Genomic DNA, 16,355 nt, shown 5'->3' on the forward strand with positions numbered 1-16,355 from the left:
TTGAAAGGAGCGATTCAAGTGGCTGAAAAAGTACAGATTGAAAAAGACGGCAAAGTCCTAGAGGTAACAGAAAAAGCTTATGAGGTCGTGTATAAAGCACATGGCTATAAACTTCACGAAAAAACAAAACCTGCACGCAAAAAGCAAGGTGTAGACGATGAAGCTAAATGAGTTAAAGGTTTTGTTGCAAATGACGGATGATTATTCCAAAGATCCTTTTCTGACGTTGAAACTAGAGGAAGCTATAGAATTCGTACAGAGCAATTGTAATCAAAGCTTCTTATTAGATGGAGTGCTGACATTACCGGCAGTGGCTAAAGGCGTAGTAGCTTCGTATGTACAGTACGAACTCAATGGTAATACTGGTGTGAAAAGTGAATCTATCGGAGGTATGTCACAAACTTTCGAATCTAGCGAAGAACGTGACAATGCTCTTATTAAACGTTTGAGTATGGCAGGACTTCGGAAGCTTAGATTTAGAAAGATAGGGAGGCGTGATGTCTATGAGTCCTATCCGTATAACAGTAAATGACGATAATCGCATTCCTCAAGTGTTGGCAGACCTTTCAGTAGCAAAACAAAAGAAAGCTAAAATCGGCTATATGCAGAATACTGAACTAGGCATGATTGCCAGTGTTCATGAGTTCGGTGCTAGAATCCAAGTAACGGATAAGATGAGGGGATTTCTTGCTTCTCAAGGTCTTTATTTGAAGGCTTCTACAACTCATATAGTCATACCTGAGAGGTCTTTTTTAAGAACCGGTACGGATGCCAATATACAAGCGGTTCAAGATAAGGCGCAGGAGTTAATTACAAAAGTAGTTGATGGTAATGTGTCGGTGGAAACATTTTTCGAGATGGTAGGACTCGAGTTGAAAGGTAAGATTCAAAAGTATGCTATTGATTTAAATAATCCTGTCAATCATCCTTTCACTGTTGAACGTAAAGGTTCGAACAATCCGTTAGTAGATAACGGTGGTTTAATCCAAGCGATGGAGGTTGAAATCGAATGAGTATGTATAACTTCGTTCGCCTAATCAATAAGTACAGTGGTCCTATTACTGCGTATGAAAAGAGTGAAGGCGCTTGGATTAACGGTAAATGGGTGGAGGGTAAAGAAAGTCCTGTCATCAGAAGTGTTGCAATCATTCCGTTTGATATGAAAACTATCGCTCAACTAGGTGGTCTAATAACAAATGGTGATGCTCAGATTTATTCACTCAAAACATTTCAACACGGCGACAAAATCGAGAGGAATGGCCATAAGTATCTCGTAGATACATCGGGAAATTTCACTCCATTCGGTGACTTTTATCGTTATATCGCTAAAGGGGTGAGTTCTTTTGATTGAATACGATGACTGGTGGATTCCGGTTCAAAAAGGTTTAAGCACATATATCAGTAAGAATGTTATTCAAGCAGAAACGACTGGTAAGCAACCGCCTTATCCGTTTGTCACTATCAAGCAGACCACTCAGGCTATTGGCATAGGCTTCTCAGCTGTTTTTACTGGTGATGGTACACAGACTATTCACCAAGATTATGAAATGGTACTATCCCTCACTGTTCATTCAGAAAGCATTGAGGAAACAACAAATTTAGCTAATAAAGCCCGTAATTATTTTTTAGGAAAAGGTACAATTGAATTATCAGATGCTTACATCGCTATTGTAGACGTTTTGCCGGCTACTAATAGGGATGTTTTTTTAAATATCGAGTATGAACGTAGAGTGGGTTTTGATGTGCGTTTACGTGTACGAGATATAGAAACATACAACATTGATGTGATTGAAAAAGTCACAGTCAGTTCGAAGGAGGAAGAATAATGCCATTAAAAGACGTTACAGTCATTATCAATATTAAGAAACCGTCTGCATTAATTGGACTTGGTACACCGTTGATTTTGGCTGAAAAGGCAGGCGAGCCATCATTTAAGATTTATGGTGATATTGAAGGTGTGAAAGCTGATTTTGCGGAAGATACAGATCCATATAAAGCGGCTCGTGTTGCATTCAAACAAGGCGATACCAGTACTGCAAAAGTAGCAATTGCCACTTATGATGGTACGGAAGTTACTGCAGCAGAAGCGCTTGAACAGTATTACAACGAAGACTGGTACTTTGTATCACTTGCAACTGGTACTGTTGCAGATTTTATTGCTATTTCTGACGTTGTGGAGGGCGAAGGTTTCAAAATCGCCGCGCATACAGTTGATAGCCTTGAAGATTTAACAACATTATCAGCAAAGAAATACGATCGTACATTTGTCATGATGCACGACAAGTTAGAACAATATCCTCATCTAGCATTAATAGGTGGACATGGTTCTAAACCTGTTGGTTCCATCACATACAAATTTAAAAAGCTAATTGGTGTAGATCCAGCACCATATGATGCAACTACATTACTTGGAATCCATGCATTAAATGGTTTCGCATACGTTGCTAAAAATGGCAACTATCAAACATCAGAAGGCACTGTGCTTTCAGGTGAATACATTGACGTAATTCACGGAAAAGACTGGGTGAAAGTCAATATGGAACAAGCTATCTCCACTTTGTTTATCAATAATGACAAAATCGCATTTGATGATGTCGGTATACCTCAAATTGAAGGGGAAGCACGTACTATCCTTGAAATTGCAGGTCAACAAGGGATTATTGCGGCAGACGATGCAGGACAACCACTTTACACACTTACAGCGAAAGACCGTGCTCAAACAAGCGCTCAAGATCGCGTAGAACGTCATTATAAAGGATTATCATTTAGCCTTGAACTAGCCGGAGCAATCCACGAAGCTACTGTTTACGGCGAAATGGTAGTTTAAGGAGGGATATAATTAATGACAGGACATATCGGAACATATGATGCTCGAAAGGTTGTCGTAACAGTTGCTGGAGTATTTATTACTGGTTACGCAGATGGAACGATGGTTAAAAGTTCAAAGGATAACGATAACTTTGAGTCAAGTTCTTCCGCACAAGGAGATGCAGTGATTTCTGTAAACGGCGATAATATGGGTACTATTGAAATCACATTAAATCAAACGTCACCTTCCATATCTTATTTAGATAGCCTTGCTAATAGTCGCACGCTTGTGCCTATTTGGGTGAATTCAAACAACGAAATCAAGGAAGTAACTGGTGGTACAAAGGCGATGGTAACAAAGCCGGCTGATAAGGAATACGGAAAATCGGCTAGTAATCGTGTATATACACTGAAAGTTTTTGATTACACAGTTAAATAAAGCAGAAAGGGGAGTGAGCATATGCTCGCTCTTTTTAATTTGCCATGAAAAAACGACATATTACAAATCATTTAAAACGAAAAGAATGGGAGCGAAAGCAAATGGCTAAAAAAGGTGAACAACAATCATTCGAAACAAAAAATAAGGAAAAGTACACATTCCAACATCCGGGGTTACGTGAAGCAATTCGAATGCGTGATCAATCAAAGAATGAACACGGTGTTCAACAAGGTGAAAAACTTTATGAATCTCTGATGGAACATGTGGTTTTCAAAGAAGATGGAACAAAAGTAAACTTCGAGCACTTCGAGGAAGTAGGAGGATTCACAGAAGTGATGTCCGCGGCAGTTAAATTTACATTTCAAGAGGGCTAAACCAGCTCATGTACACCGGCAAACAGTCGATGAAAACTGGGTTTTCTGGCGTCCAATTATGGAAGGAAAACTTAGTTTTGAGCGTGCTGAAACCATGACGTTAGACGAGCTATTAGAAGTTAATGCCGCTATAGATAGCTATGCTCAACGATTAAAAGAAGCGAGGGGAGGTTGATTGAATGTCGTCGTCCTTACGTGATGTTAACGTTGCCATCGGAATGGATATATCAGACGGACCCCTTGCTGATTTAAACAGAAGAATAGACGATGTGATGAGTGCGTTAGGTGGCATCGATATATCCTCTATAGATAGTGCAGTTGATAATGTTGGAGACTTGTCTCACGAATTTGGTGATCTAGAGGATTCCATTGTCGATGCAACAGACGAAGTAGAAACCTTAGATAATACCAATCTAAGTAATCTAGAAAGTGAAGTAAGTAACGCTGATAGGGGCATGGGATTACTCAAGAAAACAGTGCTTGGTATAGGTTCGGCTTTACTAGCACTCGGTATTGGTGCAGCTTTAAAAGACTTCACGACTGGATCCATTGAAGCGGCAGCTAGTGCTCAAGCAATGAGTGCTCAGTTTGATGCAGTATTTGACGAGCTCGAAAAAGAATCGACCTCAAGTCTCGAAAGCATAGCAAAAGAAACGGGCATGCTTCCAAATAGGCTTAAAGGTAGCTTTACTCAGATGGCGGCATTTGCTAAGACTACGGGAGCTAGCACAGCAGAAGCCTTATCACTGACTGAACGAGCCACGTTAGCGGCGGCTGATAGTGCGGCATTTTATGATAAATCGATAGAAGAAGTTTCGGAAACCATGCAATCATTTTTAAAGGGTAATTTCGAAAACGATGCTGCATTAGGTATTTCTGCAACTGAAACCACTAGGAACGCAAAGGCTAACGATCTCTATGGAAAGTCTTTTATTAAGTTATCGGAATCTCAAAAGCAACTTACCTTACTGGCTATGGTTGAAGATGGAAATAAACTTGCAGGGGCGTTAGGTCAAGCCGCTAAGGAATCGGAAGCTTATGAAAACCAGATGGGGAACTTGAAACAGGCATGGGAAGATTTCATGGCTAAAGCAGGAGCTCCAATACTAGAGCAAGCTGTTAGAGTGTTATCGACTCTTAGTGATGTTATATCGAATCTTGATCCAGGGCCATTTATGGAATTCGTATCTACTGGAATTTCTGGACTAAATACGCTTAAAGATGTAGTCATCGACACTTTAGGTTCTATCAAAGATGTTAGTGATATATCAGAGGTTCTCCAATCCTTAGGTATACCACCAGAGATTGCAGATGTTTATCAAGCCTTTGGTGAAACTATCCTTTTAGCTTTTGAGGGTGGAAAAACGGCAGTGACATCTTTCGTAGACGAGGTTATTGTCCCGTTGATGCCAGTTGCACAGGAATTTATAGGCGTTGCTATGGACTATATAGGCAATATGGTTTCAGGTGCAATGAATATATTTGATTCATTAAAAATGATTATTGCCGGACTTATAGAAGGAGTCATTATTCCTTTAATGCCTATGGCAAAATCTGTAATAGAGACTGTTTTCAATGTCATTTCACCAATTTTAAGGATTGCCGGAGCGTTATTTGAGGGAGTTTCTGGCGCAGTTAAGTTTTTAGTGTCAGAAATAATCGTCCCTTTGCTACCTTTAGCATCGGCAACCCTAATTGCTACATGGGATTACATGAAACCTGTGTTAGATGCAATAATTTCTGCATTTAACGGAATAGCTGATGCAGTTGAATGGGTAGTCGACAAAATAAGTGGTCTAGGAAAAGTAATGAAGATTCTAGATATCGGAGGCAAGATAAGTAACTTCGTATCTAAAACAACGGATAACTTACCTGGCTTTGAAGTTGGTCTAGGCCGTGTTCCTATCGATGAAATGCCAGCACTTTTGCATAAGGATGAGGCTGTATTGCCTGCTGATGAAGCGGAAGCATTGCGTAGTGCCGGGATTCTAAAAGGTGATGGTACAGACCCGACACTAGATTTTGATGGAGCAAGTTATAACAATGCACCACCAATTACGAATAGAACTACTAATTCTACTGTACAAGCACCGGTGACTATCATCGTTCAAGGTTCTGATAAACCACAAGAAACCGCTAAAAGTGTAAGAGAAGAATTCGAAAGTTGGTACGCTGACTTGAATACTGTATTTCCTGTAATAATGGAGGGATAGAGATGGCAAAAATAAACGGAATAAAGATTGATGTATTGAAAGAAAGTCTACAAAATGACGTTGAGTTGCCATCTCACCCTGTAGAGAAGGGAATCAACTTAACAGATCACGTCGAACGAAAGCCGGTTGTGTTATCAATCAGCGGAAAGCTTATTCGTCCGGATAACACGACTTTAGAAACACTTCTGGGACGTTTATCTACAATTGAAACAAAAGGTACACTCGTTGCATATGAAGGCCGTAGAATCTATCATAATTTGATGATTGCGGCTTTTTCTTATGATGCTGATTCAAAGATCATGAATGGTTTTAACTTTAGTATGACACTTAAAGAGGTACGCTTTGCAGCACCTTCTTATGTATCGCTACCTGCCAAAACCAAAGCAGCAGTAGCAAAAAAATCATCTGTAGGCCGTAAGCAAACAGTGAACAAAAAGCAATTGCCTGTTTCTCATGTGGTTAAAAAAGGCGAGACTTATTATGATATAGCACAAAAATACGGTGTTAAATGGCAAGACGTTCAGAAAAATAATAAGTATCCATCTAAACAAATTCCGATTGGAGTAAAAATAAAGGTAGGGTGATGAGGAATGGACTTTGAATATATCGAAATAGAAAAAGAGCTCATTCCTTATCGCTTTGAAATTGAGCTCGGTGCAGAGTTGTTTGAGATGGAGATTAACTATAATTTAATGCATGATTTTTTTACGATTGATCTATATAAGGACAATGAAGTACTTGTGTATGGCGAAAAGATAACATACGGAGTGCCATTATTTGCTGAAGTATACGATTCACGTTTTCCAGGTCCAACAATCGTTCCTATTGATGAATCTGGACAGGAGCAACGTGTAACCTTTGAAAATTTGAACGAGACAGTGTTTTTAAGGTTGGTGAATGACTTATGAGTACTATTCAGTTCGGACGTGTCACAGAGATAATAACGAACGATTTGAAGATATCTAGTGATACATTGGAAATTGAATTTAATATTCCTTTTGACGATGATCCAGACCCTAACGTAAGTGAAATTGTCGTTTATAACCTATCCGATACTACTCTAAGCAAGCTTAAAAAAGGTGTGAAGCTTACGATGAATGCCGGATATAAAGCGGACAAGGGAGTTATTCTTTCAGGATTCATCTCAACGGTAGCATCCGAAAAAGGTGGAGCTGACAGAGCTACTAAAATATCAGTGGTAGATAGCCAACCAATCGACAATAAAAAAACACTGAAAAAGACGTTCAAAAAAGGTATCAAAGGTGATCAAATATTAAAGGAACTAGCGAAAGCTATTAAACTGAAAATAGCTGTAATCAAGCTACCGAATAATGTTGTTTATAAAAAAGGCTTCTCAGTTAATGGACCTGTTGTCGATGCTATGAAGAAGATTGCGAAGGATTGTGGAGCGAGCTTCTATATTAGCCGTTCTAATGTCTATATTCGTTCGATTAAAGAAGGGGATAACACTCAGTTCATCCTTAACTCAAACACTGGGTTAATCGGCTCTCCTGAGTATTTTGAGGAAGAAAGAGACGGTAAGGTATTAAAGGGCTATAGAGTGAAGTCCTTGCTTCAGTATCGCATGAATACGGCTTCTATTATCGAATTGCAATCGTTATTTGTTAAAGGGAAGTTTAGAGTTCGTAAAGGCAAGCATTACAGGAAAGGCGATGTTTATTATTCAGAAGTTGAGGTGATTGCATGAGTAATTCCTCTGAGTTTTATTCGAACTTTAAAAACCAATTACTTCTGTCCATTAACACTTGTATGCCTTGCAAAGTTCTTGCTTACAACGAGAGTAACCGAACGGCAAAGATTCAACCTTTGTTTATGATAAAAGAGATAAACCGAGCACCTGAGAAGCTTTCTGTGTTAGAAGATGTTCCTGTACTGTTTGAAAGAGTGAAGATAAAAAACAATACGGCCATCTCAGTGACCATACCAAATAGTGATCATACTCAAATAACATTTAATGAATCAGTAGAACTAGTACCCTCAATTAATGTCGGCGATATTGTCTTAGCGGTTTTCGCTCAAAGAAGTTTAGATGATGCAATTGAAGGTAATGTAGTTTACCCTGGTACTTCTCGTTTATTCGCTGTTCACGATGCAATTATCGTAGGAATATTGTGAGGTGATTGAATGAAATCAATAGAATTAACAAGTGATGGAGATTTATTTTTTGAAAACGGTGATTTTAATGTCGTAGAAGGTCCTTTAGAGGTTAAACAAGTATTGACTATATCACTATCAACCAACTTAAAAGAATGGTTCCTAAACCTGCAATTTGGGTTAGATTTTACGAAGTTAAGAGAAAAACCAACTGATGAAGAAATTCGCTCGGAAGTCATTCGCGTTATTGGTCAAGAAGAGCGTGTCGATATTATTAATGAAGTACAGATTGTTCAAAATCGTAAAGAACGACAATTATTCGTCCGCTATGAAGTCCAACTGATTGATGGCCAGATATTAAACGGGGAGGTGGTCTTAGGTGGCACTTGATAGCAAAGGATATAAAAGAAAGACGTATGATGATTTATTAAATGACATGTCAGCAAAAGCTAAGCAACACTTTGGAGAGGATGCAAACGTATCTGAGCGCTCTGTGCTTGGTATTATTCTTCGGATAATGGCATGGTTTCTGTCGTTAGTATGGCAAGACAATGAAAACGTCTATTACTCTGCATATCGAAAGACTGCAGAAGGTGCACAACTAGATATGTTACTGCCATATGCGGGTATAACACGAAATTTAGATCAATATGCTTTTGGAGCATTAGAAATAACCGGCACACCGAATCATTTGGTGAGTGCTGGTTTTTTAGTTTCTAAAATAAACTCTGACATATTCTTTGAAACCACTGAAGATGTAGTGATAGGTTCAAACGGAAAAGGAATAGTGGAAATAAAAGCCGTGGAATTAGGGAGTATCGGCAATACGGCAGCAAACACTATCACAGAAATCGTTAACCCGGATGCGGATGTTATTAGCGTAACTAACCTTGCTGACACATCGGGAGGACGAGAGAAAGAAACTGAGTTAGAAGCTCGTGAAAGAGCATCTATAACGGTTGAAGGAATGGGTTCGGCCACTACAAATGCAATTAGAGCAAATCTTTTAAAGATACCTTCTGTTCGTGCTGCAACAGTCACAGAGAACTTTGGTGATGAACCAGATGTATATGGTGCGCCAATGAGATCCATACAAGCATTCGTACTAGGTGGGACAGATGAAGAAATAGCCTATGCAATTTTCGAAAAGAAAGCCGGAGGGATTCAACCTTACGGGACTACCTATGTGAACGTTATAGATGATAGCGGAAACCCTCAACTAATTGGATTTACAAGAGCTATCGAAATACCAATTTACATTAAAGCTAATGTTACTACCAATTCTTCTTTTCCTAGCAAGGGTATAGATCAAATAAAGTCTGCTTTGATTAGATATGTTGGAGGAGTAGATGTTGATTCATCGGTGTACGCAGGGTTGAACATGGGCGAAGATGTAATCGAATCTCGATTAATTGCTCGTGCATATCAAGTTATAGGGCTTGAAGATATCACCTTTGAATTATCTACAGATGGCATTGATTACAGTGAATCCAATGTCAATATTGGTTTGCAAGAAGTAGCGCAATTGAATGCGGCAAATATTGAGGTGACTGAAAATGTTTAGTACAAAGCTAATAATGAGTAGATTTGCCGATTATTTCGCTAAACACCCTACTTCGAATTTATCGAAACTAATCAGTATTTTTTCAGATGAATTACAAGTTTTACAAAAGACCAATGAAACCATTCTAGAATGGCGAGATATAGACAAAGCACAAGGAAAAGCGCTTGATTTGGTTGGAGAGAACGTGAATCAACCACGAGGAAAAGCTTCAGATGAAGTATACAGGATTCTTTTAAAATCAAAGATTGCTAGAAACATGTCGGATGGTTCGATTAATGCAATCATCCATGTTATTTCAATCGCTCTATCCACGGATCCATCTGCAATTAAGATAGTGGAAAAGTGGAATGACTTCGATGATCCAGAACCTGCAGCTATAAAGGTAATAGAATTGCCATTAAAAACAATGAATAAAGCCGGATTAGATCCTACGAACTTCACTCGAATTGTTCAATGTACTGTAGCAGCAGGCATAAAAGTTGGGGTCATTGAACTGTCAGGAACTTTTGAATTTGGTACAACAGCGATGGAAGTAGATAACTTAAAAGGGTTCGGAAATATCAATGGAACTGTAGGGGGATATTTAGGAGCCGTTCTTATACCGTCAACATTTGAACAATTACCGATATAGGAGGGATATAAATGCCATTTGTTAAACCACTTCCTCATTGGGAAGCACCAGGAATAGAACCTCCACTTTCCCTTAGACAAAATGGTTGGAAAGCAGGAGTTAAACCACCTGATGAGTATTTTAATCATTTACACAGCAAGGCTTATGAAGCTTTAAAAGAACTACAAGAGTATGCCCTTCACAAAGATGAATTGGATTTATCGGGATTGGCTACTGATACCGAATTGCAGGCTGTAGAGAAAATTATTTCCACACATTTATTAAATATAGAAAATCCACACAAGGTCACAAAAAAGCAAGTAGGTCTTGAATACGTAGAGAACTATAAAATCGCTACACAAGCAGAAGCGGAAACGGGTTCGTTGAATAATAAATACATGACACCTGAAACAACTAAACAAGCAGTTACAAAGTTCACACCTAAAGATGTTCCAGGAGGATTCCCAGTATTAGATGAAAAGGGGAAATTGAAATCGGACCAATTGCCAAATGATACAGCGATAGGAATAGAGTTATTGAAAATCACAAGTTTATATTAGGAGGAAATAAAAATGGCAATGACTACAAAAGGTTATTATAATGAGGTTTCTGCATTATCGGCAGATGTACCTCTAACAACAGTGTTGGATTTTGTTGGGACAGGGATGTTGAAAACTGCTTTTGTAACTTCTCAGAACTCAACTAACTTGAATCTAAGACTCACTATAGATGGAAACATTATCTATGACAGAAATATAGCAAATTTTGTCGGGTTTATTGGTTTATATACCTCAGAATTTAGTAATAGTAATAGAAGTTTTAATTTGCCTTTTAAAGAAAGCATAAAATTAGAATATTATAGTACTCAAAAAACTTCTGGGCTTTACCACAGTATTCAAGCGGTAATAGTTCATGAGTAGAGGAGGCAAGCTTTATGAAAACGTTATTGATTTATAAAAAGGATAACAATTCTGTTTTAGTCGCCGTGAGGTGGTCAAATGATGAGGATTTTCCTTTAGACGATTTCCTTAGTGTAAACAACTTGAAAAGGGAAGAAATTGAACTAGTCACAGACGAAAGAGTTTTCACCCATGAATACACAATAGAAAAAGGTGAAATTAAATTTGGGGATTTAAAACCTTTACCCGATCCAGAACCACAACCACCAACAGAAACTGAGCTTTTAACAGACTATATCGTAGATGTGGATTATCGGGTAACTATGATTGAATTAGGACTATAAAAAAATTGAATGGAGAATGAAAAATGAACTTAACTTATCGTGCATGTAAATCGCAAATCGAGCGCCAGTCTTATACTACGAAAGAGGATATGCAACAGAAACTAGATATTTTTCTGGTTGGAGATCGTATTACACAACCTCAGTATGAAGAGTTATCAACACAACTAAACGCAGCATAAGCTAGCGTTATTTTATCAAAGATCATGTTCAATTCCTTCTAATGCGATTGAAAATACTAATTTTGAATTAATTCTTTTATCTCCTATAATAGAGGGGGGGGATAATTATGAGGGTTACTTCTGAATATTTTGAAAACGAAAGATATTCTTGTCGAAGTTGCAATAAAATTCTACAAGAAAAACAAGTAAACACGGAGACTTGGCGTTGTGATGCATGCGGGAAAAAGTTATTAATTGATATTGGAAAAAGGAACAAATTAGTGAGATTGTTACCTAGTGAAATGACAGAGTATGACACAGTTTACGATCAATATACAGAGAAGCTTCATGAATTAAAAGGCATTAATAGCAAAGGAGAGAAATATATATTTGGAGTTAAGGGTTATCGTGGGATATCAGTTAGTGAGGATGAATTTGTAAATTGCATGTGGAATGATCAATAAGTTCATTCACCGACATATTTGGAACCAACTGTGAAATAACTTACAGACAAGTAAAATAACAAAAACTTATTAAAGGAAAATCCTCACCTTTTGTCGAATAACATAATAAGGCAAGAGGGAGGAAATGATTTTGAAAGCTTTTTTCAAAAATATTCTTAGTTTATTTTCGTTTATTTTTAATCTAAAAAACCTAAAATACTATTGGAGTCAAATTATAATTGTAATCGTTCCAATCATATTAGTACTATTTTCTAATTTACCTTCCGCAATCGCTTCTCATTGGATTTTTATTAGTTTATTTATTTTAGCATTAATCTTGTGTGTAATTTATTCACTAAATATATCACAAGAATTAATGATTAAAATCAGAGATGTTGGAGAGTTGGAACACCAAAATAATGATTTGACTTCATTTTTACAAACTACACCTGAAAGGGTAATTAAGAGTATATATAAATACCTGGATTTCGGATACACCGAACGAATAACAGTCTATCGTTATGCGGATTCACATTTTGTTCCGATTGGTAGATATTCTAAAAACAGTGAATTTAAAAAAGGCGGGAGAAATCGATATCCAAATAGTGAAGGTTATATCGGGATTGCTTGGAAACAAGGAGAATTGATTATTGATGGTTTACCGGATCCGGACAAACAGTTCAAAGGTTATATAAGAGAAGTAAAAACGAAATGTAATATAGAAGAAATTGTAATTTCAGAAATGAGAATGAGAAGTAGGAGTTACTACTGTCTTAATCTTGATAATCTAAACGGGGATCCTATTGCTGTAATAGTATTTGAATCAACAAATGAATCACTACCTAAAAAGACAACAGAGATTAAAAATTTACTGGACAGTTCATTTGGTCATTTAATTGTCGATATGATTAACATGAATCTTCCACCAGGAAGGAGGGCCGTATAGATGGTCAAACTTAAATATTTACTTAGATATTTCACTTTAAAATATCCTTATAAATCTGAACTATCAAAAGCAAGATTAACAAAAATGGTATATTTAGCCGATTGGTTTTCAGCGAAAAGAGATGGTAAACAAATCACTAAAATAGATTGGTATTTTGATCACTATGGCCCTTTCGTCACCGATGTTTATGAAGAAGCTAAAAAGGATAAAAAGTTAGAAATTAAACATGAGTGGACAGCATTTGGAACACCAAAAGAAACAATTTATTTAAAAAATGATGATGATGACGACATAGTATACAAAATTACAAGGCAAGAACAACGGATACTAGATCAAGTAATTAATGAAACTAAATTCTTGAATTGGTCAGAATTCATTGATTACGTGTATAATACTTATCCTATCCGTACACAAGATAGATATAATTTTTTAAACTTAATACAGTTAGCTAAAAATGACGAAGAATAAATAACTAATTGCAAAAATTAATTCTCAAAGCACTCTCTTTTTAGGGTGCTTTTTATATTGTGCCTTAGGAACCAAAAGCGTAGTAAGAGAAAAGAATAAATTTTATGAGGAACGTCTATTGGGCGTTCTTTTTGTTTGCGCAAAAGAGGTGAGAGGATGCAAACAGTGGAGGAAAGCACACAAAATAAGTTGATTGAAAAAATGACTGATAGTGTTAATGCGTTAAATGTAAATTTCGCCAGAGTGGAAGGGAAAATTGATTCGGCTTTGGAGTTGAAAAAAGATGTCGGCCTACTATCCGAAAAAGTAGATACTATAAAAACCGAATCATCGACGACAGTTAATGAACTTAAAAATGCAAAAGAGGATATTCAAATCTTATTTAATAAATCTAGAGAAAGGGATAAAAAGGCTGATACCGATCGTAAATGGCTAATTGGGGCCATTATATCTGTTGCTGGATTAGGTTTAACAGTCCTTGGTCTTGGAGTTGCTGCAATCAATTTAATAATTAAATAAATAGAGGAGAAAAATATTATGAATATCAATTGGAAAGTAAGGTTCAAAAATAAACAATTTTGGTTAATGGTATTACTTGCGATAACAGCACCAATTTCCGCTTATTACGACGTTAGTGGTAGCGATTTAACTACATGGATGTCTGTTTGGGATTTGGTTGTGTGTATTGTGTCTAATCCATTTGTATTATTCTCTATCGGTGTAGGGATTTACAATGCGATTCCAGACTTAACCACAGTAGGTGTTAGTGATAGTCCTCAAGCTTTAAAATACGAAAAACCAAAGGAGCGATAAAAAATGGTAAAAGTATTTATCGATGCAGGTCATGGAGGCAGTGATCCAGGTGCAGTTGGCAATGGATTAAAAGAAAAAGACATTACATTGAAATTAGCAAAGTGTGTGGAAGCGTTACTCAAAGAGTATCACGATGTACAAACGAAAATGAGCCGAACAGGTGACACATACCCATCTCTTTCAGACCGCACTCGAGAAGCGAATAAATGGGGAGCTGATTTCTTACTGTCCATACACATTAATGCAGGCGGAGGTAATGGTTACGAAGATTATGTTTACCCGGGTAGCACCAAATCAATCTATTATCAAAACATTATCCATGCGGAAATCATTAAGAAGATTGGTAAAATGGTGAATCGTGGTAAGAAACAAGCAAATTATCATGTGCTACGTAAGTCAAATATGCCATCCATATTAACTGAGTGTGGTTTTATCGATAATTCTTCCGATGCTGCATTACTAAAACAAAATGCGTTTATAGAAGGTTTAGCACAAGGTCATGTGAATGGATTGGTTAAAGCATTTGGATTGAAGAAAAAGGAGGGAACGGAAGTGGCCGAACAAAAGTTATCAGATGCACAAGAAAAAATTCGTCAAGAAGCTATGGAATTAGGTATTACAGATGGCAATGATCCATTCCGACAAGTAAACCAATATTATGTGTGGAACGCATTATTACCGTTTGCAAGAGAATTAGCTGAATTAAAAAAGAAAATAAAGTAACTATCAAGTATAAGATGTATATTAAATGTAAGTAATCTACGGATGCTTTAATAAAAAATGAAATTTAAAAATGCAAATAAAAAAAGCCCCACTCAAGTTAATGAGCAGGGCTTATCAATTTTAAGGAGAATCCATTATGTAGTAACAAATGGATTCTCCTTTCTTTTCTTTGCTCTTGACAGAGCGACACTATGACTCAGTTTAGCTTATTTAATTTTTTTCTTAAATAATAAGAAGAAAATCCAAATCAAGCCAATAATCATGAAAAGTATAGATCCATAAGAAGAAATCCAATAGATCTTACCTGTTGGTATAACATAGGTCGCTAAGATAAATAGAATGACTCCGAAAAATACATATAGGTGTGGTAATATATATTTCGTTATATCCTTCTCCTCCTATCTAATGCTATTATCATTTAATTATTTGGGCATCTGGGCGTGAGGTTGCGGTTGGTGTATAGTGAAATCTTTCTGTTGGGACACAGATATACCAAGGACACCCTTTGAAATTGTGAATGATGGTGAAACATTAAAAGTTGTTTCTTGATGAGCGTAATGACCGTATGCGTCAATCAAACTTACGCTGCTAACATTTGGTTTAATATCATACTTCATAGAAATTTTATGAATTTGACATCTAACGCATCCTACCCCACCATCTACTAAATCGACTGATAGACCGTAATCCCCATTTCGATTCCATTTAGAACTACTACTTGAATAGTTTATAGTTTGAATATGATTTTGATAAATGGCACCTCGCACTACTTGAGTACCATACTCTGTACCTCTTACCGGTGATGTATTTCCATTTATACCAATTCCGATGATATCTTCTTTAGTATTCAGAGCTCCTGTAGACCAATCGACTACATTAGTAACTGTATAAACACCTGTGCTTTTTTTAGACACAGAAACAGTCATTGTTTTATATGAAGTAGTTGATTTATCTGAGTCACTATATATTGTTACCCTTTCTTTATATTCTTTAAGCCTTTGCATATATTCCTCATAACTAACTTCTTCAATACTAGTAACAGGAAGAGAAGCTTTAGAATTCAAATTCAAATAATCTTTCTGGATAGAAGGGTTATTAATAGTAGTTATGTAATGTTTGGTGGAATTGCTTACAAATTCCCTTTTTAAGATATCTTCTTTACTCTCACCTGAAGAAACCAAAAGTGTAATTACATCTAGGGTGAATCCTTTGTCTGTTAATGATTTTAACTCATCCTCCGAAAAAACAGGCTCTAATACTTTGACATGATTCTCATCCATTTCTAGTCCGTATACAATTTCTTGCGCTTTAAGATTTTCACTTTCTGCGCTAGCAATAGTATTCACTGAAAAGACAAATAATGTAGATAAAAGAATTGCTGTTAAAACTTTCTTCAATTTCATCACTCTTTTCTATTTTTTTAGTACACACTATAGTT

General features: G+C 36.7%; 27 protein-coding genes. 26 read left to right on the forward strand and 1 reads right to left on the reverse strand.

Translation table 11 applies throughout. The features are described 5' to 3' along the window. Nucleotides 1-18: 18 nt before the first annotated feature. From FG382_RS22605 to FG382_RS08495, 26 genes are all read left to right on the forward strand, one after another. Entirely contained in the window at nucleotides 19-171 is a 153-nt protein-coding gene (locus tag FG382_RS22605; RefSeq protein ID WP_170206481.1) for a hypothetical protein, read from the forward strand. Continuing rightward, complete coding sequence (locus FG382_RS08380) at nucleotides 158-532, forward strand: phage head-tail connector protein (RefSeq protein WP_142538446.1); 375 nt, start codon at nucleotides 158-160, stop codon at nucleotides 530-532. The genes FG382_RS22605 and FG382_RS08380 overlap by 14 nt, the downstream gene beginning before the upstream one ends. Continuing rightward, the gene (locus FG382_RS08385; protein ID WP_142538447.1) at nucleotides 504-1,013 is read left to right on the forward strand and encodes a hypothetical protein; all 510 of its coding nucleotides are present in this window, start codon (nucleotides 504-506) and stop codon (nucleotides 1,011-1,013) included. Before FG382_RS08380 ends, FG382_RS08385 begins: the two co-directional genes overlap by 29 nt. Then, nucleotides 1,010-1,351 carry a hypothetical protein gene (locus FG382_RS08390; RefSeq protein WP_142538448.1) on the forward strand — a complete coding sequence of 114 codons (342 nt, stop codon included), beginning with the start codon at nucleotides 1,010-1,012 and terminating at the stop codon, nucleotides 1,349-1,351. Before FG382_RS08385 ends, FG382_RS08390 begins: the two co-directional genes overlap by 4 nt. Further along, nucleotides 1,344-1,826 carry a phage neck terminator protein gene (locus FG382_RS08395; RefSeq protein ID WP_142538449.1) on the forward strand — a complete coding sequence of 161 codons (483 nt, stop codon included), beginning with the start codon at nucleotides 1,344-1,346 and terminating at the stop codon, nucleotides 1,824-1,826. Before FG382_RS08390 ends, FG382_RS08395 begins: the two co-directional genes overlap by 8 nt. After that, nucleotides 1,826-2,827: a DUF3383 family protein gene (locus FG382_RS08400; protein ID WP_142538450.1), complete on the forward strand. Its 1,002-nt coding sequence runs from the start codon at nucleotides 1,826-1,828 to the stop codon at nucleotides 2,825-2,827. Before FG382_RS08395 ends, FG382_RS08400 begins: the two co-directional genes overlap by 1 nt. A gap of 15 nt (nucleotides 2,828-2,842) precedes the next feature. Continuing rightward, on the forward strand, nucleotides 2,843-3,247 hold the full coding sequence (locus FG382_RS08405) for a phage structural protein (protein WP_142538451.1): 405 nt from the start codon (nucleotides 2,843-2,845) through the stop codon (nucleotides 3,245-3,247). Nucleotides 3,248-3,291: 44 nt separating this feature from the next. Next, complete coding sequence (locus FG382_RS08410; protein ID WP_244950526.1) at nucleotides 3,292-3,621, forward strand: hypothetical protein; 330 nt, start codon at nucleotides 3,292-3,294, stop codon at nucleotides 3,619-3,621. 179 nt (nucleotides 3,622-3,800) lie between these two features. Beyond that, entirely contained in the window at nucleotides 3,801-5,834 is a 2,034-nt protein-coding gene (locus tag FG382_RS08415; RefSeq protein ID WP_142538453.1) for a phage tail family protein, read from the forward strand. A gap of 2 nt (nucleotides 5,835-5,836) precedes the next feature. After that, nucleotides 5,837-6,418: a LysM peptidoglycan-binding domain-containing protein gene (locus FG382_RS08420; RefSeq protein WP_142538454.1), complete on the forward strand. Its 582-nt coding sequence runs from the start codon at nucleotides 5,837-5,839 to the stop codon at nucleotides 6,416-6,418. A 6-nt stretch (nucleotides 6,419-6,424) separates the two neighbouring features. Further along, nucleotides 6,425-6,742, forward strand: a complete 318-nt coding sequence (locus FG382_RS08425; protein WP_142538455.1) for a phage baseplate plug family protein — start codon at nucleotides 6,425-6,427, stop codon at nucleotides 6,740-6,742. Continuing rightward, nucleotides 6,739-7,542 carry a phage protein gene (locus tag FG382_RS08430; RefSeq protein WP_142538456.1) on the forward strand — a complete coding sequence of 268 codons (804 nt, stop codon included), beginning with the start codon at nucleotides 6,739-6,741 and terminating at the stop codon, nucleotides 7,540-7,542. Before FG382_RS08425 ends, FG382_RS08430 begins: the two co-directional genes overlap by 4 nt. Beyond that, nucleotides 7,539-7,970, forward strand: a complete 432-nt coding sequence (locus FG382_RS08435; protein WP_142538457.1) for a Gp138 family membrane-puncturing spike protein — start codon at nucleotides 7,539-7,541, stop codon at nucleotides 7,968-7,970. Before FG382_RS08430 ends, FG382_RS08435 begins: the two co-directional genes overlap by 4 nt. 9 nt (nucleotides 7,971-7,979) lie before the next feature. After that, nucleotides 7,980-8,339 (forward strand): contractile injection system sheath initiator, encoded by a 360-nt coding sequence (locus FG382_RS08440; protein ID WP_142538458.1) that lies wholly within the window; start codon nucleotides 7,980-7,982, stop codon nucleotides 8,337-8,339. Then, nucleotides 8,329-9,513, forward strand: coding sequence for a baseplate J/gp47 family protein (locus FG382_RS08445; RefSeq protein ID WP_142538459.1), 1,185 nt, complete (start codon nucleotides 8,329-8,331; stop codon nucleotides 9,511-9,513). The genes FG382_RS08440 and FG382_RS08445 overlap by 11 nt, the downstream gene beginning before the upstream one ends. Beyond that, nucleotides 9,506-10,144: a DUF2612 domain-containing protein gene (locus FG382_RS08450; RefSeq protein WP_142538460.1), complete on the forward strand. Its 639-nt coding sequence runs from the start codon at nucleotides 9,506-9,508 to the stop codon at nucleotides 10,142-10,144. The genes FG382_RS08445 and FG382_RS08450 overlap by 8 nt, the downstream gene beginning before the upstream one ends. Before the next feature lie 11 nt (nucleotides 10,145-10,155). Further along, nucleotides 10,156-10,683 (forward strand): hypothetical protein, encoded by a 528-nt coding sequence (locus FG382_RS08455; RefSeq protein WP_142538461.1) that lies wholly within the window; start codon nucleotides 10,156-10,158, stop codon nucleotides 10,681-10,683. A 12-nt stretch (nucleotides 10,684-10,695) separates the two neighbouring features. Then, the gene (locus tag FG382_RS08460; protein ID WP_142538462.1) at nucleotides 10,696-11,043 is read left to right on the forward strand and encodes a hypothetical protein; all 348 of its coding nucleotides are present in this window, start codon (nucleotides 10,696-10,698) and stop codon (nucleotides 11,041-11,043) included. 14 nt (nucleotides 11,044-11,057) lie between these two features. After that, on the forward strand, nucleotides 11,058-11,366 hold the full coding sequence (locus tag FG382_RS08465) for a hypothetical protein (protein ID WP_142538463.1): 309 nt from the start codon (nucleotides 11,058-11,060) through the stop codon (nucleotides 11,364-11,366). Nucleotides 11,367-11,389: 23 nt separating this feature from the next. Beyond that, nucleotides 11,390-11,545 (forward strand): hypothetical protein, encoded by a 156-nt coding sequence (locus FG382_RS22610; RefSeq protein ID WP_170206482.1) that lies wholly within the window; start codon nucleotides 11,390-11,392, stop codon nucleotides 11,543-11,545. Nucleotides 11,546-11,652: 107 nt separating this feature from the next. Continuing rightward, a complete protein-coding gene (locus tag FG382_RS08470) occupies nucleotides 11,653-11,988 on the forward strand; it encodes a hypothetical protein (protein ID WP_142538464.1) in 336 nt (111 codons plus the stop codon). Between the two features lie 130 nt (nucleotides 11,989-12,118). Further along, a complete protein-coding gene (locus FG382_RS08475; protein ID WP_142538465.1) occupies nucleotides 12,119-12,913 on the forward strand; it encodes a hypothetical protein in 795 nt (264 codons plus the stop codon). After that, nucleotides 12,914-13,381, forward strand: coding sequence for a Panacea domain-containing protein (locus tag FG382_RS08480; protein WP_142538466.1), 468 nt, complete (start codon nucleotides 12,914-12,916; stop codon nucleotides 13,379-13,381). A gap of 156 nt (nucleotides 13,382-13,537) precedes the next feature. Further along, a complete protein-coding gene (locus FG382_RS08485; protein ID WP_142538467.1) occupies nucleotides 13,538-13,900 on the forward strand; it encodes a hypothetical protein in 363 nt (120 codons plus the stop codon). Nucleotides 13,901-13,918: 18 nt separating this feature from the next. Continuing rightward, nucleotides 13,919-14,194 (forward strand): phage holin, encoded by a 276-nt coding sequence (locus tag FG382_RS08490; protein WP_142538468.1) that lies wholly within the window; start codon nucleotides 13,919-13,921, stop codon nucleotides 14,192-14,194. 3 nt (nucleotides 14,195-14,197) lie between these two features. After that, on the forward strand, nucleotides 14,198-14,917 hold the full coding sequence (locus FG382_RS08495; RefSeq protein WP_142538469.1) for an N-acetylmuramoyl-L-alanine amidase family protein: 720 nt from the start codon (nucleotides 14,198-14,200) through the stop codon (nucleotides 14,915-14,917). A 422-nt stretch (nucleotides 14,918-15,339) separates the two neighbouring features. Here FG382_RS08495 and FG382_RS08500 read toward each other — a convergent pair whose 3' ends face one another. Continuing rightward, entirely contained in the window at nucleotides 15,340-16,314 is a 975-nt protein-coding gene (locus tag FG382_RS08500) for a hypothetical protein (protein ID WP_142538470.1), read from the reverse strand. Nucleotides 16,315-16,355: the final 41 nt, after the last annotated feature.

Source organism: Psychrobacillus lasiicapitis, from assembly GCF_006861795.1.
In the GTDB taxonomy this organism is placed as follows: Bacteria; Bacillota; Bacilli; order Bacillales_A; family Planococcaceae; genus Psychrobacillus; species Psychrobacillus lasiicapitis.